Annotated in this window: 16 protein-coding genes; 11 read left to right on the top strand and 5 right to left on the bottom strand. The window is 62.0% G+C overall.

All coding sequences use genetic code 11. The annotated features are described in order from the left end of the window. The first annotated feature begins 12 nt into the window (after window positions 1-12). The 3 genes from ACODSR_RS06385 (at window position 13) to ACODSR_RS06375 (ending at window position 2341) form a co-directional block, all read left to right on the top strand. Window positions 13-1533: a CoA-acylating methylmalonate-semialdehyde dehydrogenase gene (locus tag ACODSR_RS06385; RefSeq protein WP_489075015.1), complete on the top strand. Its 1521-nt coding sequence runs from the start codon at window positions 13-15 to the stop codon at window positions 1531-1533. A gap of 99 nt (window positions 1534-1632) precedes the next feature. Then, window positions 1633-2064, top strand: a complete 432-nt coding sequence (locus ACODSR_RS06380) for a (R)-mandelonitrile lyase (RefSeq protein WP_489074776.1) — start codon at window positions 1633-1635, stop codon at window positions 2062-2064. Continuing rightward, window positions 1991-2341, top strand: a complete 351-nt coding sequence (locus ACODSR_RS06375; RefSeq protein WP_489074774.1) for a glutathione S-transferase family protein — start codon at window positions 1991-1993, stop codon at window positions 2339-2341. The genes ACODSR_RS06380 and ACODSR_RS06375 overlap by 74 nt, the downstream gene beginning before the upstream one ends. A gap of 349 nt (window positions 2342-2690) precedes the next feature. Here ACODSR_RS06375 and ACODSR_RS06370 read toward each other — a convergent pair whose 3' ends face one another. Beyond that, window positions 2691-3542, bottom strand: a complete 852-nt coding sequence (locus ACODSR_RS06370) for a nucleotidyl transferase AbiEii/AbiGii toxin family protein (RefSeq protein WP_489074772.1) — start codon at window positions 3540-3542, stop codon at window positions 2691-2693. Further along, on the bottom strand, window positions 3535-4221 hold the full coding sequence (locus ACODSR_RS06365; RefSeq protein WP_489075013.1) for a type IV toxin-antitoxin system AbiEi family antitoxin domain-containing protein: 687 nt from the start codon (window positions 4219-4221) through the stop codon (window positions 3535-3537). Before ACODSR_RS06365 ends, ACODSR_RS06370 begins: the two co-directional genes overlap by 8 nt. Window positions 4222-4403: 182 nt before the next feature. Here ACODSR_RS06365 and ACODSR_RS06360 point away from each other — a divergent pair, with 182 nt between their 5' ends. The 8 genes from ACODSR_RS06360 (at window position 4404) to ACODSR_RS06325 (ending at window position 13218) form a co-directional block, all read left to right on the top strand. Next, window positions 4404-4550, top strand: a complete 147-nt coding sequence (locus ACODSR_RS06360) for a hypothetical protein (RefSeq protein ID WP_489074770.1) — start codon at window positions 4404-4406, stop codon at window positions 4548-4550. A 43-nt stretch (window positions 4551-4593) separates the two neighbouring features. Continuing rightward, window positions 4594-5082 carry an integrase arm-type DNA-binding domain-containing protein gene (locus ACODSR_RS06355; RefSeq protein WP_489074768.1) on the top strand — a complete coding sequence of 163 codons (489 nt, stop codon included), beginning with the start codon at window positions 4594-4596 and terminating at the stop codon, window positions 5080-5082. A 290-nt stretch (window positions 5083-5372) separates the two neighbouring features. Beyond that, a complete protein-coding gene (gene kdpF / locus ACODSR_RS06350; protein WP_037492487.1) occupies window positions 5373-5462 on the top strand; it encodes a K(+)-transporting ATPase subunit F in 90 nt (29 codons plus the stop codon). Between the two features lie 15 nt (window positions 5463-5477). Further along, window positions 5478-7181: a potassium-transporting ATPase subunit KdpA gene (gene kdpA / locus ACODSR_RS06345; protein ID WP_489074766.1), complete on the top strand. Its 1704-nt coding sequence runs from the start codon at window positions 5478-5480 to the stop codon at window positions 7179-7181. Between the two features lie 13 nt (window positions 7182-7194). Then, window positions 7195-9231, top strand: coding sequence for a potassium-transporting ATPase subunit KdpB (kdpB, locus tag ACODSR_RS06340; RefSeq protein ID WP_489074764.1), 2037 nt, complete (start codon window positions 7195-7197; stop codon window positions 9229-9231). Window positions 9232-9257: 26 nt separating this feature from the next. Then, the gene (gene kdpC / locus ACODSR_RS06335) at window positions 9258-9848 is read left to right on the top strand and encodes a potassium-transporting ATPase subunit KdpC (RefSeq protein ID WP_489074762.1); all 591 of its coding nucleotides are present in this window, start codon (window positions 9258-9260) and stop codon (window positions 9846-9848) included. Then, the gene (locus ACODSR_RS06330) at window positions 9845-12514 is read left to right on the top strand and encodes a DUF4118 domain-containing protein (protein ID WP_489074760.1); all 2670 of its coding nucleotides are present in this window, start codon (window positions 9845-9847) and stop codon (window positions 12512-12514) included. The genes kdpC and ACODSR_RS06330 overlap by 4 nt, the downstream gene beginning before the upstream one ends. Further along, complete coding sequence (locus ACODSR_RS06325; protein WP_489074758.1) at window positions 12511-13218, top strand: response regulator; 708 nt, start codon at window positions 12511-12513, stop codon at window positions 13216-13218. Before ACODSR_RS06330 ends, ACODSR_RS06325 begins: the two co-directional genes overlap by 4 nt. 16 nt (window positions 13219-13234) lie before the next feature. On the opposite strand, the gene ACODSR_RS06320 is transcribed toward ACODSR_RS06325, so the two are convergent. From ACODSR_RS06320 to xth, 3 genes are read right to left on the bottom strand one after another with little or no spacing between them, the layout of a single operon-like run. Next, entirely contained in the window at window positions 13235-13735 is a 501-nt protein-coding gene (locus ACODSR_RS06320) for a L,D-transpeptidase family protein (RefSeq protein ID WP_489074756.1), read from the bottom strand. Further along, window positions 13732-14805: a GTP cyclohydrolase II gene (gene ribA / locus ACODSR_RS06315; RefSeq protein ID WP_489074754.1), complete on the bottom strand. Its 1074-nt coding sequence runs from the start codon at window positions 14803-14805 to the stop codon at window positions 13732-13734. Before ribA ends, ACODSR_RS06320 begins: the two co-directional genes overlap by 4 nt. Continuing rightward, complete coding sequence (xth, locus tag ACODSR_RS06310; protein ID WP_489074752.1) at window positions 14805-15602, bottom strand: exodeoxyribonuclease III; 798 nt, start codon at window positions 15600-15602, stop codon at window positions 14805-14807. The genes ribA and xth overlap by 1 nt, the downstream gene beginning before the upstream one ends. Window positions 15603-15646 lie beyond the last annotated feature (44 nt).

The following is a 15646-nucleotide window of genomic DNA, read 5'->3' as shown; positions in this document are numbered from 1 at the left end:
ATTACGTCCCCCATCCGCGAGGTAGAGCATTTTATCGCGGGCGCGTCCGTGCGATCCTCGTCCGGCCGCACCGCCGACGTGTTCGATCCCAATAGCGGGCAGGTCCAGGCCCGGGTGGGTCTGGGCGGGGTCGCCGATCTGGACGTTGCGATCGCTGCGGCACAAGCGGCGCAACCGGCGTGGGCCGCGGTCAATCCGCAGCGGCGCGCGCGGGTGATGTTCGCGTTCAAGCAACTGGTGGAAGCGGAGATGGAATCGCTCGCGCGGCTGCTTGCCTCCGAACATGGAAAGGTGGTGAGCGACGCCAAGGGTGACATTCAGCGCGGCCTTGACGTGGTGGAATTTGTCTGTGGTATCCCGCACCTGTTGAAGGGGGACTATACCGAGGCGGCCGGGCCGGGGATCGACGTATATTCGATGCGCCAGCCGATTGGCATCGGCGCGGGCATCACGCCGTTCAACTTCCCGGCGATGATCCCGCTGTGGATGAGCGCGGTGGCGATCGCATGCGGTAACGCCTTCATCCTCAAACCCTCCGAACGCGACCCGTCAGTGCCGGTGCGTCTCGCCGAACTGTTCAAAGCGGCGGGCCTGCCCGATGGCATTTTTCAGGTCGTGCACGGCGACAAGGAGATGGTGGACGCGATCCTCGACCATCCCGCTATCGGCGCGGTCAGCTTCGTCGGCTCGTCCGATATCGCCCAATATGTCTATTCGCGCGGCGTCGCGGCGGGCAAGCGCGTGCAGGCGATGGGCGGGGCCAAGAACCATGGCATCGTCATGCCCGACGCCGACCTCGACCAGACCGTCGCCGACCTGTGCGGCGCGGCGTTCGGCTCTGCCGGTGAACGCTGCATGGCATTGCCGGTGGTAGTGCCGGTCGGTGCCGATACTGCCGAGCGGCTGAAGGCGAAGCTGATCCCGGCGATCGAGGCGCTGCGTGTTGGCGTTTCGACCGATGCCGACGCGCATTACGGCCCGGTCGTCACCGCCGAGCACAAGGCGCGGATCGAACACTGGATCCAGACCGGGGTGGACGAGGGTGCTGAGTTGGTGGTCGACGGCCGCGGCTTCACCCTGCAGGGGCATGAGGAAGGTTTCTTCGTCGGTCCCAGCCTGTTCGACCACGTCACGCCCAATATGTCCGCCTACCGCGAGGAGATATTCGGGCCGGTGCTGCAAATCGTCCGCGCTTCGAGCCTTGAGGATGCGATCGCGCTGCCCTCCAGGCACCAATATGGCAATGGCGTGGCGATCTTCACGCGCAACGGCGATGCCGCGCGCGAATTCGCCCGGCGCGTCGATGTCGGCATGGTCGGCATCAACGTGCCGATTCCGGTCCCGGTCGCCTATCACAGTTTCGGCGGGTGGAAGCGCTCCGCGTTCGGCGATCATAACCAGCACGGCACCGAAGGTGTGCGCTTCTGGACAAAGGTCAAGACCGTCACCCAGCGCTGGCCCGATCATATGCGTGCAGAGGACAGCGGCCCGACCCAGATCGAAGAATCGTTCGTGATCCCAACGATGGCCTGACTTTCCGGATCCTGTGGCGCAAGCACCAGCGGTCGCGACAGTATTTTTTTGAGCAAACCCCTCGTTAAGTTGGTGATGATATGAAATTGACACGAGCGAATGAACATCGTTGGGGAATGGGCGCCAGCCGCGTTTTTCAATGGAAAGGTACGTATTGAGTTCCTCAGTACACCTCCCGCTCCGGCGCGCGTGTCGTGCCGCAACACTATGTTTGAAGCAGGCGCGAGGTCGAACTGGCATACTCACCCTCTCGGCCAGACGCTCATCATCACTGCCGGACATGGTTGGACCCAATGTGAAGGTGAAGAGGTCGTCGAAATTCAGGCTGGTGACATCATCTGGTGTCCGCCGGGACATAAGCACTGGCATGGCGCGACCGCAACTACTGCAATGACCCACATCGCGGTGCAGGAAGCATTGGACGGACGAAAGAGACCATCCGCTTTTCCTGAACTGGTTGTTCTACAGCGATGCGACGCTGACTTTCCCGCAAACCATCGTCTTGCGATACCGGCAGCTCGAAGCGCCTGAGAAGCGGGCCGAACAACCGGCGGCGGATTATGAAAAATGGTTCAATGGCCGGCTCAGGACAGTCGAGTCGGCACTGGCGGATCGGGAATGGCTTTGCGCCGGGCGGTTCACGATCGCGGACACCGCGATTGCCTACGCATTATGTCTCGCTGATCGCGTTGTCGGTCTTGGCGGGAGTTTCGGACCACACGTCCGCGCTTACCTCGAAAGGGCGTGCGCGCGGCCAGGTTTCATGCGCGCGAGCATTGTGGACGCACAGGCGCCCGCCTGGCGATAGGGCGCGCCTGGGAGAGCGCGAAGTCGGCGCTATGCGCGTTGCCAGGCGATCGCGTCAGCCCCGCGGAACGCGGAATCCCGTCCGGAATGCCTTGGGCGCCATCGCCCTATCACCCATCCTTCGAGCCCCACGGCGCCACAATAGTCCAGGGCCGAAAATGCTTGGTCCATACGCAAATAGTTGATTCTCCTGTGCCTGACTCACATCGGCCTGGTACGTCGGCTATGCGATCCACATCCGATGCCGTGGCATCAGAAGCGCGCGCCGACGACCTCTTTTCCTGCGGCACGGAAGCAAGTCAGCGCAAGGATATCAAGCCAACACTGATCCTCAGTTCTGAGCGAACAGATCAGGTCCGCGCCATCTTCTCCAGTTTCGCGATGAAGAAGCGATCACCCCATAATTCCAGTGATTTCGACTCCGTGGGACGCAGGAAGCGCCTGACATCGTCGGCGGCTGCCTTCCAGTCGACGGCGGCTATTGTGTTCCGCAGCGTACCCTCAAGCCATGCCATATCGATCTTGAGGTCTTCCCGCCCCGCCCAAGGGCCTGCCTGGATGAGGGCGGCCTCGAGATGCATCAGATTGGGAAGTACCCCGTTCGAGACATACCAGGAGAAGTCAAACCAATCCCGCCCTTTCAAATAGCCTCGGCAAAGAAGCGCGTGGATTTTTAACGCGAAGTTGGACGGCAAATCCTGGTGCCGCACCTCGTAATCGGCAGGGAAATCGAGAAAGGTGTTGGCTTCGCCGGACGCGGACGGTGGATTGGTGTCGATTTCCAGCTTGATCCTGATGGTCTTGCGGCGTCCTGTTCCTGCGAAGGTCAGGTCGAGCTGGCTCGCAATGGAATTATCCTTGAGCACCGCCTCCCGAACCGCTTTGTCCATCCTCTCCTTCGGCTGGGCATCAAGCTTCAATCCGAACTGAGCGAAAACCTCGACCAGAATTTTGAGATAGGGTGCCCAGTCGAATTCGGGGTTGGGCGACCGAAGCATGAAATCGAGATCTTCGGAAAACCTGGGCAGGTGATGCAGGATACGCAGGCTCGTGCCGCCCTGAAAAAGGGCAACATCAAAAAAGTCGCCACGCCACAGCGCGTACAAGGCGATCTCCTGGATGATCTCCTTGGTCGCATTCTCTTCCTCGACCGCGTTGGTCGCTCGATATTGGCGAAGCTTCTCTTGAATGATTTCAATCATCCGCAACGCGTCCTTTGACTGCGCCGTTGTTCGTCAAAACGGCGCCTTCGAGTGAATGGAGAAAATGGTTGGCGGCCTTATGCTTGTAAACGAGGCGGAGTGCGGAGAAATCCTTGCGCTTGAGCGACAACAGCCGATCCTCGTCGATGCGCATGCCCGTGGTAAGCCAGTCCAAACCGGACCAGTGTTCTTTCCTCAAGGCGACAAGATCCATCAGCGCTCGCAAAGGCTGTGCGACGAATGCCGCAAGGCTGCCGAGCTTTTCCCGATCGACGCTCGTCAGAAACTGGTATTCCTTGAGCGCGAGGGGATGAAAGCTGAATTGCCCGAGGCTTGGCGTGTCATATATAATCGTCTTGCGGCTGGGCGAAACGCTTGCCGTGGTGAATACGGCCTCCGGAATCCAGCCGTGATAGGCCAGGGCCGTTTCAAAGGAGATATAGCTGCCTGGCAGGAGCGCCTGCGCCACGACAAAGGGATGGACGGCATCGTTGCTGGCGCGCCGACCGAGCATATAGGTGGCCCGTTTGAGACGGATTAAGGAACCGTCCTTCAATGCCCTGTGAACCAGGGCATAGCGACGGGCATCGCTGCCGCCCAGAAGGTCACGAAGCTGGCCTTCGCTGAAGATTCGCTCAGCAAGGCTTGATTGTGTAACCTGATCAGCAAGCGCGCTCATAAAATTCGAGATACTTTCAAATGGTAAAAGTTTCAAGAATTTCTTGGAACGGCATGGGCTATATCTGCCTGCCCTACACAGCATGGTCGAATCACCTGCCGACGCACGCCATTTTAGAAGATTGAGGACTCGCACCATTCCGACAAAAAGTCCCAGGGTATCGAGCATGGTATCGCCCTGTGATGACCCTCAAGAAATGGTGGTTTTCTGCGCCGAAACAGGCCGTTTTTGAGTCCTCTTCTGGCACCAGAGACCTTTCCGGCGACGTCCAGGAAGGTCCAGCAAGAAGCTGGTTTTACAGCATTTTTTCAGTGAAAATCGCCAAATGAAATCCGGGCTCATCCACCCGAATCCATCAGCAGCACCATCAGAATGATGGTGTTTTTGATGGTGCCGGAGAGCCCCTTTGGAGCTGGAACCATCATGGCACTGAATCACATCCAGATCGCGAACGCCAAACCCCGGGACAAGGCCTATAAACTGGCCGACGCCGATGGGCTGTATCTCGCCGTCCAGACGAACAGCACGAAACTCTGGCGCATGAACTACCGATACCTCGGTCGACAAAAGACGCTCTATTTCGGCGCGTGGCCCGAGGTAGGGATAGCTATGGCACGCCAGCAGCGCGCCGCAGCAAGAGAGCAGATCGCTGCCGGGCTCGATCCCGCCGCTGAGAAGCGGAGCGACACACTCGCGCGCACGGTGGCCGCGGACAACACATTCAGGACGATCGCCGAGGAATGGGTGACGAAGAATGAGTGGGAGGGGCGCGCGCCGATTACGCTCGACAAGATTCGCTGGCTGCTCGGCATGGCCTATCCCATGATCGGCAGCTTTCCTGTCTCAAAGATGCGGATTTGATGTGAAGCGCTTGGGTTCTTTTGTCCAGCATTTACAGATGAACTCGTATGGCGTGATGCCCTGTCCTTCCATACGCAAATACTATGCGCTTGGTATATCCTCCGTCTCGAATTCCAACGACGCCCTGCAATATCTAGGCGACTGCAGATGACTCATGCGGCTTCCTTCGCGCGAGCACTGTGGGAGACAACCCATGCAGGACATCCTCTGGATCGGCCTCATCCTCGCTCTGCTCGGCGCTAGCCTTGGCTATGTCGCCCTGTGCGACAACGCGTGAGGGTGGCCGGACAATGACCCTTGATCTCTGGCTCGCGGCGATCACCGCCCTTGGCCTCCTTCTTTATCTGGTCGCCGTACTCGTGCGGCCCGAACGCTTCTAGACAAAGGAAGCTCTCATGACATTCCAGGGATGGCTGCTGATCGCGGCCTTTGTGGGCATTTTGTTGGCGCTGACCAAGCCGGTCGGCCTTTGGCTGTTCGCTCTATATGAGGGACGCCCCACACCGCTTCATGCCATACTCGGCCCGGTCGAGCGTGGGTTTTACAAATTGTCGGCCATCGATCCGAACGAGGATCAGAGCTGGCGGCGCTACGCCGTCCATATGCTGATCTTCAATGCCGCGCTGCTGCTGCTGACCTACGCCATATTGCGATTGCAGGCGGGGCTTCCGCTCAATCCGCTGGGACATGCGGGGCTGAGCGAACATCTCTCGTTCAACACCGCCATCAGCTTCACCACCAACACCAACTGGCAAAGCTATGGCGGCGAATCGACCATGTCGAACCTCAGCCAGATGCTTGGCCTGACGATCCATAATTTCCTGTCGTCCGCGACCGGCATCGCGCTCGCCTTCGCTTTCTTTCGCGGATTCGCGAGGCGCAGCGCGACGGGCATTGGCAATTTCTGGGCCGATATGACGCGGGTGACGCTGTATCTGCTGCTGCCGATCTGCATCGTCTATGCGCTGTTCCTGATCGCCAGCGGTGTGCCGCAGACATTGGCGGGTTCAGTCGATGTAACGACCCTGGAAGGCGTGAAGCAGACACTCGCGCTTGGCCCGGTCGCCAGCCAGGAAGCGATCAAGATGCTCGGCACCAATGGTGGCGGCTTCTTCAACGCAAATTCGGCCCACCCGTTCGAGAACCCGACCGCGCTCACCAATTTCGTGCAGATGGTGTCGATCTTCCTGATCGGCTTCGGCCTGACCTGGACCTTTGGCAAGGCGGTTGGCAACACGCGCCAGGGTTGGGCGATCCTCGCCGCAATGCTCACCATTTTCCTGATCGGCGTGACGGTCGTTTATGCGCAGGAAGCCGCCGGTAATCCGATCCTGCACGGCCTGGGTGTTCCCGGCGGCAATATGGAGGGCAAGGAGGTTCGTTTCGGCATCGCCGCTTCTTCACTCCTCTCCGTCGTCACCACGGCGGCCAGTTGCGGCGCGGTCAATGCGATGCATGACAGTTTCACGGCGCTGGGCGGCATGATTCCGCTGTTCAACATCCAGCTGGGCGAAGTCGTCGTCGGGGGTGTCGGTGCCGGGATCTATGGCTTCCTGCTGTTCGCTATCCTGGCCGTGTTCGTCGCTGGCCTGATGGTTGGCCGGACGCCGGAATATGTCGGCAAGAAAATCGAGAGCCGCGAAGTGAAGCTGGCGGTGCTGGCCATTGCCGTTCTGCCGCTGATCATTCTTGGCTTCACCGCCATTGCATCGGTCATGGAGGCCGGACTAGCCGGGCCGCTCAACAAGGGACCGCACGGCTTCTCGGAGATACTTTACGCTTTTACCAGCGCCGTCGGGAATAACGGGTCGGCCTTTGCGGGCCTTACCGCCAACACGCCCTTCTATAATGGGCTGCTGGGCATCGCGATGTGGCTTGGGCGCTTCTTTGTGATCATTCCGATGCTGGCGATCGCAGGCAGCCTTGCCGCGAAAAAATATACACCGGCGACGGCGGGCAGCTTCCCGACCACCGGACCGCTCTGGACCGGCCTCCTGATCGGCATCGTGCTGATCGTGGGCGGCCTCACCTTCCTGCCCAGCCTCGCGCTTGGTCCCATTGCCGATCATCTTGCGATGATCCGCGGCCAGCTTTTCTGATCGGAGCATCAAAATGGCACGCACAGCGTCCAAATCGCTCTTCACAGCCGACCTGATCGTTCCGGCGATCGGCGATGCATTCCGCAAGCTCAACCCCAAAAAACTGATCCGCAATCCAGTGATGTTCACGACCGCGGCAGTGGCTGTTCTTCTGACCGTCCTTTTGGCTGTCGGACAGGACGGGCTGACGGTTGGCTTCAAGCTGCAACTGGTCATCTGGCTGTGGCTGACGGTCTTGTTCGGCACCTTTGCCGAAGCCATCGCGGAGGGCCGCGGCAAGGCGCAGGCCGTGTCGCTGCGCGCGACCAAAGCCGACCTGACTGCCAAGCGCCTGAAAGGCGATGGCCGCGAAAGCGAAAATGTGCCGGCCAGCGCGCTCCGTATGGGCGACATCGTACTGGTGGAGACGGGCGACCTGATCCCGGCCGATGGCGAGGTCGTGTCGGGCGTCGCGTCCGTCAACGAAGCGGCCATTACCGGCGAAAGTGCGCCTGTCATCCGCGAAGCCGGCGGCGACCGGTCGGCGGTCACGGCGGGCACGCGGGTCATTTCGGACGCAATTCGCGTCCGTGTCACCGTGAACCCCGGCCAGGGCTTCCTCGATCGGATGATCGCCCTGGTCGAAGGGGCCGAGCGACAGAAAACGCCCAACGAAATTGCCCTCACCATATTGCTGGTGGGCCTGACCATCATCTTCCTGATCGCAGTCGGCACCATCCCCGGCTTTGCAAGCTATGCTGGCGGGTCTATTCCGGTCGCGATCCTGGCCGCGTTGCTGATCACCCTTATCCCGACGACGATCGCGGCTTTGCTGTCTGCGATCGGCATCGCCGGCATGGACCGTCTCGTGCGCTTCAACGTCCTCGCCAAGTCCGGCCGTGCCGTCGAGGCCGCAGGCGACATTGATGTGCTGCTGCTCGACAAGACCGGCACCATCACGGTCGGCGATCGGCAGGCGACCGAGTTCCGCCCGGTCGGCGGGGCAAGCCAGGCAGCGCTCACAGAGGCCGCCCTGCTCGCCAGCCTGGCCGACGAGACGCCGGAGGGCCGCTCCATCGCCCTGCTCGCCCGTGACAAGTTCGGCCAATCGGCGCAGGTTCTGCCCGACGGCGCGGAAGTGATCCCGTTTACGGCACAGACGCGGATATCCGGCGTAAAGGTCGGCGGTAGCGTGATCCAGAAGGGGGCGGTCGATTCCATCCTTCGCGCCAATCCCGGCCTGGACAAAGAACCGGCGACACAGGAACTGCGCCGCATCACCGACGAGATTGCACGCGCAGGCGGCACGCCGCTGGCGGTTGCAAAGGACGGCAAGCTGCTGGGCGCGATATTCCTGAAGGACATCGTCAAGGCGGGCATCCGCGAACGGTTCGGCGAACTGCGCGTGATGGGCATCCGCACGGTCATGATCACCGGCGACAATCCGCTGACCGCCGCGTCGATCGCCGCCGAAGCTGGCGTCGATGACTTTCTTGCCCAGGCGACGCCAGAAGACAAGCTGGCGCTGATCCGCAAGGAACAGGAGGGCGGACGCCTGGTCGCCATGTGCGGCGACGGCACCAATGACGCGCCAGCGCTCGCCCAGGCGGATGTCGGCGTCGCGATGAATACCGGCACCCAGGCAGCGCGGGAAGCGGGCAACATGGTCGATCTCGACAGTGATCCGACCAAGCTCATCGAGATAGTCGGGCTTGGCAAGCAGCTGCTGATGACCCGCGGCGCGCTCACCACCTTCTCGGTCGCCAATGACGTCGCCAAATATTTCGCGATCATTCCGGCCATGTTCGTGGTCCTCTATCCCGGCCTCGGCATTCTCAACGTCATGAAGCTTGCGACACCGCAGAGCGCGATCCTGTCGGCGATCATCTTCAACGCGCTGATCATTCCGCTGCTCGTGCCGCTGGCGTTGAAGGGTGTGACCTACCGGCCCATCGGTGCCGGGCAGCTGCTGGCGCGCAATCTCGCCATTTACGGGCTTGGCGGCCTCCTGTCGCCGTTCGTCGGCATCAAACTCATCGACCTGGCCGTCAGCGGCTTGGGCCTCGCCTGACATCATCGGGCCTGAAGGAAAGCATCATGGGCAAGGACTTCCTCACTTCTATCCGGCCAGCGTTCACGCTGACCATCCTCTTCGCGCTTCTGCTCGGCATCGTCTATCCGCTGACGATAACGGGCATCGGCCAAGCCCTCTTCCCGCATCAGGCCAATGGCAGCCTGATCGAGCAACAGGGCAAGCTCGTCGGCTCGTCGCTCATCGGCCAGGGTTTTGCCGATCCGCGCTATTTCTCCTCACGCCCGTCTGCCGCTGGCAAGGGCTATGATGGCCTTGCCTCATCAGGCTCCAATTTCGGTCCGACGAGCCAGGCGCTGGTCGATCGCACGAAAGCCGATGTTGCCAAATTTCAGCAAATGTCCCCCGGTCTCCCTGTTCCGTCCGACCTGGTGACAGCCTCCGCCTCAGGCCTTGATCCTGATATCTCGCCTGAGGCGGCTTTTTTTCAAGTTGCAAGGGTCGCCACCGTTCGCGGCCTGCCCGCGGCGCGCGTTCGCGCCCTGGTGCAGGACACGATCAGGACGCCGTTCCTTGGCTTCCTGGGCGATCCCAGCGTCAACATTCTCGATCTTAATCGACGACTGGACCGGATCAGCGCTACAACAGCACAGTGAACGACACCGACAAACGCCCTTCGCCAGAGTCCTTCCTGCGGGTAGCCGCGCAGGAAGGACGCGGCCGTCTCAAGCTGTTCCTTGGCGCGGCACCTGGCGTTGGCAAGACTTACGAGATGCTCAGCGACGGGATGCGGCGGCTCAAGTCCGGCGTCGATGTCGTGGTTGGCGTTGTCGAGACGCACGGCCGACGCGAAACCGAAGCGCTGATCGTGGGTCATGAAGTGATACCAAGGCGGCAGATCGACCATGGGGGGATCAGCCTTGGTGAAATGGATCTCGATGCCATCCTCGAACGGCAGCCAAAGCTCGCCCTGGTCGATGAACTGGCGCACAGCAATGCACCCGGCAGCCGTCACCCCAAACGCTATCAGGACGTCGAGGAACTGCTCGACGCCGGTATCGACGTCTATTCGACAATCAATATTCAGCACATAGAGAGCCTGAACGACGTCGTCGCATCCTTCACCCATGTGCGCGTACGCGAAACCGTGCCCGATTCCATCCTGGAAACCGCGGAAATCGAGGTTGTCGACATATTGCCCGACGAGCTGATCGAACGGCTCAAGGAGGGCAAGGTCTATATCCCGGCAGAGGCGACGCGGGCGCTCTCCCACTTTTTCTCCAAGTCCAACCTGACCGCCCTGCGGGAACTGGCGCTGCGCCGTGCTGCACAGGCGATCGATACGCAGATGCTCGATTATGTCCGCGCCCACGCGCTGGCGGGCAGCTTCGCGGTGGGCGAACGTGTCGTGGTCGCCGTTAGTGAACAACCGAGCGCGCCGGGTCTGGTCCGCGCGGCCAAACGCCTCGCCGATGCGCTCAAGGCGCCCTGGACTGCGGTGCATATCGAAACCCGGCGCGCGCAGGCCTTTTCCGACGAAGAGCGCAAGGCGCTGGCCGATACGCTGGCGCTGGCATCGCGACTGGGCGCGGCGACAGCCAGCATTCCGGCGGAAAATGTTGTCGAGGGTCTGCGAAGCTTCGCCGCCGATGCGCACGCGACCCAGATTGTCATCGGCAAGTCGAGCCGATCCTGGTGGTTTGAGCTGCGCCACGGATCCGTGGTCGACCGGCTTGTCCGCGACATCGGGTCGGTGGCGGTCCACGTCCTTCCATCCGATGACGATCTTGCGCCGCCGCGCAGCCGGCATTCGACCCGCATGGCATGGGGCAAGCCGACCGACTATCTCTGGTCGGCGTTGATGATCGCCGCGATGACGGCGGTTGGCCGCCTGCTGCTGGAGGTCATCGACCTTGGCAATATCGCCTTGCTGTATCTGGTCCCGGTCATGTTCGCCGCAGCAACCTACGGCCTGCGCGCCGGACTGTTCGCAGGTCTGGTATCGAGCCTTGCCTATAATTTCTTCTTCCTGCCGCCGACCGGCACATTGACCGTCAGCAACCCGGAAAATGTCATATCGATCCTCGTGCTGCTGGGTGTTGCGATCGTCACCAGCCAGTTTGCCGCGCGGGTGCGCGGGCAAGCCGATCTTGCCCAGTCCAGCGCGCGCCAGAATGCGGCGCTTGCCGGTTTCTCCCGACAACTGACCTCCGCTGCCAGCCAGGATGATCTGATACAGGCGATCTGCGCGGAGATTGCGCGGCTGCTTGACGTTCGCACGGTCATGCTGCTGCCGTCCGATTCCGGTCCCGCGCTGCGCGCCGCCTACCCGCCCGACGACAGGCTTCAGGAAATCGAGCGGGCAGCGGCGCAATGGGCGATGAACAATGCCCAGCCAGCGGGCCGCGGATCATCGACGCTGACGGCGTCCGACTGGCTGTTCCATCCGCTGCGCACCCAGCGCGGCGTGCTGGGCGTGCTGGGGATGGCGCGCGACGATGCGGGCGAACCGCTGCGATCGGATCAGACGCCCCTGCTCATGAGCCTTCTCGATCAGGCAGCCATAGCGCTCGATCGCATGGCGCTGGAGGAAGAGATGCAGGGCGCGCGACAGATTCACGAACGCGACCGTTTGCGGTCCGCGCTGCTGTCCTCCGTCAGCCACGACCTGCGCACACCGCTCACGACGATCATGTCCGCGGCGCAGGAATTGCGAAGAAAGCAGCCATCGGCGCTGCTCGACACGATCGAGGGGGAAGCGCAGCGCCTCAACCGGTTCGTCGCCAACCTGCTGGACATGGCGAGAGTGGAAGCCGGCGCCCTGCCGATGAAGATCGAACCGACCGACCTGTTCGACGCGGTGGCCAGCGCCATCAGGGACACCCGCCAGTCGCTTGTTGGCCATGAGGTCGGGGTCGACATTCCTTCGGACATTCCGCTGGTGCGCGTCGATCCGGTCCTGCTGCACCACTGCCTTATCAACCTGCTCGACAATGCGGGCCGCTATGGTGAGCCGGACACCCCGGTCACCATCAGCGGCAAGCGGGTCGCCGACGCCATCCTGCTATCGGTCATCGACGAGGGACCGGGCATCCCGGTCGGCGCGGAAAAGAAGGTGTTTGATACGTTCACGCGCCTGGAAGGATCGGACCGGGTCAAGCATGGCACGGGACTTGGCCTGGCCATCGTCAAGGGTTTTGCAGAAGCGATGGGCCTGGGCGTGGATGCGTCGACCAATAGCGAACCGCGCGGTGCCTGCTTTACATTGCGCATACCCGAACATCTCATCATCACCGATTTTCCCGGCGAGCCACTGTCATGACCATCCGCCACAAGGTTCTTATCATCGATGACGAACCGCAGATCCGCAGGCTGATCAATGCGGCGCTGAGCCGCGCCAATTATGCGACCGTCGAGGCGGAGAATGCGCGCGACGCGTTGGAAAAATTGCGGACCGAGCGGCCGGATATCAGCCTGCTTGACCTGGGCCTGCCCGACCGGGACGGACTGGAACTGGTGCCTCTGTTCAAGCAGAAAAGCGATACGACCCTGATCATCGTGTCGGCGCGGGACGCCACCGAAGAGAAGGTCGCGGCCCTCGATCTGGGCGCGGACGATTATCTGACCAAACCCTTTGACACGGACGAGTTGCTGGCGCGGGTTCGCGTGGCGCTGCGCAACCGCATGACCAAGGGCGGCGGCGTCCCGTCGGCGCGGGCGGGCAATGTCGAGATTGATCTGCTCAACCGGGTGGTCAGGAAGGCCGGGCAGGAGGTTCATCTGACGCCCAAGGAATATGCGGTGCTGGCCCAGCTCGCCCAATTTCCCGGCCGTGTGATCACCCATGGCCAGATCATGAAGGAGGTCTGGCCCAAGGAACATGAGCATCATGTCGAATATCTGCGCGTCCTCATCCGCACCTTGCGGCAAAAGCTTGAGGATGATCCGCAGCGTCCGCAGATTATCGGCAACGAGTTGGGGATCGGTTACCGCCTCCGCTTCTCAAGCGAACTGACCGACGGTTAAGGTGACCAGCCCGATATCAAGCAATCTCCATCGCATCGCCCGGTTGCAACAGCGGTAGCAACCGCAGCATGTCCGTGCGCTCCACCGCGACACAGCCTGCGGTCGGTCTGCCTTCGGACAGGTGAAAGAAGATCGCACTGCCCTGCCCCGGCACCGGCGGCCGGTCGTTATGGCCGAGGATGACGATCACATCATAGGCGTCGTCGGCGCGGATCAGGCTTTCAGCGGAGAGGGCGCGCGGCAGACGGACCGGGCGATTATAGGCGGGATCGGCGGTGTCATCCGACCAGCCATCGCCAGTCCGCACCCAGCGCCAGGGCAAACGCAGCCCCGCCGGATCGACCTTGCCCGGTCGCAACAATATGCCCCGAAGCGGCCAGACCCCCAGCGGCGTGCAGCCATCGCCCTCGCGCTTGTCGCTCGCCACGCAGGCACCGCTCCGACCAATGGTGCAGGCCATGCTGGTCGCGCCAAAGGTCAGGCGACCCGCGCCGCTATCGACGCGGATCAGGCTCATAGCTGGTGGCCGGTCCGGTCGCGCTTGGTGGCGAGATAGCGTTCGTTATGCGGGTTGGTCGGCAGGATGATCGGCAGCCGTTCGGCCACGCTGATCCCCGCCGCCTCCAGCCCCGCCACCTTTTGCGGATTATTGGTCAGCAGCCGCACGCTGCGTACCCCGATCAGGTCCAGCATCCGCGCTGCGACCGAAAAATCGCGCGCGTCGATGGCAAAGCCAAGCCGGACATTGGCGTCCACAGTGTCGAAGCCCTGATCCTGCATCGCATAGGCGCGCAATTTGTTAACGAGGCCAATGCCGCGCCCTTCCTGCCGCAGATAGAGCAGCACGCCCCAGGGCGCGTCAGCAATCTGGTGGAGCGCTTCGTGCAGCTGCGGGCCGCAATCGCATTTCAGGCTGCCCAGCACATCACCGGTCAAGCATTCGCTGTGCAGGCGGACGACGGGGGGTGAGGAGTCGCGTTTTCCGACAATGAGTGCGACATGCTCGCGCGGTTCATCCGGGCTGCGGAAGGCAATGATTTCCGCGCTTTCGCTGGCCGACACCGGCAGGCTGGCGCGGGTCGCGATGGCAAGGTGGACGGCATCATCATAGGCGTCGATCGCGTCGGCGCTGACATCGACATCCCGGTCGCCGTCACCGTCCAGCGCGAAATAGGCGGGGAGGATGCCGGCCAGGCGGGCGAGGCGCAGCGCAGCCTTCGCAGCCAGCGGCGCAGTGAGCAAGCGGGCCTGAAATGGCCCCTTGAGCGGAGAGGCGAGGTCCAGCACCGGGTCGGAGATAGCGGTCGCCACATCGGCGTCGATCCAGGGCGCGCGGGCAATCAGCACCGGCATGTCGGGATCGGCCGCCGCGATCTGGTTGGCGAGTTTGAGCGTCTGGCCGCGCGCGGCGGAGATTAATATGTCGGCTTTGCCCGCAGGATCGAAATCGGCCAGCGTGACCGCGTCCGCCCCTTCCACCGCCATCAATCGCAGCGCACCATCGGCGGCCGACACCCGCACCGCCCAGCCGCGGCGCAGCGCGTCGATCGCCCGCGCCGCGTCGCGCCCGGTCGCCTGCCTGCCCATCAAAAGGCGAATTCGGTGATGATGGGGATATGGTCGGACGGCTTGCCCCAGTTGCGCGCTGGTTCGACGACGCGGTGGCCGACCGCCTTTTCGGCGACGTCGCGGGTCATCCACATATGGTCGAGCCGGCGACCACGATCCGATTCGGCCCAGTCCTTGGCGCGATAGCTCCACCAGGTGTAGAGCCGCGCCGGTGCGGGGTGGAAATGGCGGCCAATGTCGACCCAGTCATTCGATGCCTGCAAGCGGGCGAGGATTTCGCATTCGACCGGTGTGTGGCTGACGACGTTGATCAGTTGCTTGTGGCTCCATACATCGCATTCCAGCGGCGCGATGTTGAAATCGCCGGTCAATATGGTCGGCTTGTTATCCAGCGCCGACGACCATTGGATCATGCGTTCGATAAAATCGAGCTTCTGGCCGAATTTGGGGTTCTGCTCCCGATCGGCAATGTCGCCACCGGCGGGGACATAGACATTTTCGATCCGCACCCCATTGTCGAGACGGACGCCGACATGGCGTGCCTCGCCATTGGCCTGCCAGTCGAGCCGGTCATCCTCATGAATCGGCACCCGGCTCATGATCGCGACGCCATGGTGCATTTTCTGGCCGTTCAGCACCTGATGAACATAGCCCAGACGGCGGAACATATCGGCGGGGAAGGTCTCGTTCACCACCTTGGTTTCCTGAAGGCACAATATGTCCGGCGCTTCCTGCGTCAGGAATTGTTCGACAATGTCGATGCGCGCGCGAACGCTGTTGATGTTCCAGGATGCGATGGAAAGAGTGTCGGCCATGCTGTCGCACTAGGAGTCTAATCCGCGCCATGCAAGACGGCTGC

It is taken from the genome of Sphingobium sp. FG125 (assembly GCF_057809795.1).
This window is presented reverse-complemented; position numbering and strand designations above follow the sequence as displayed.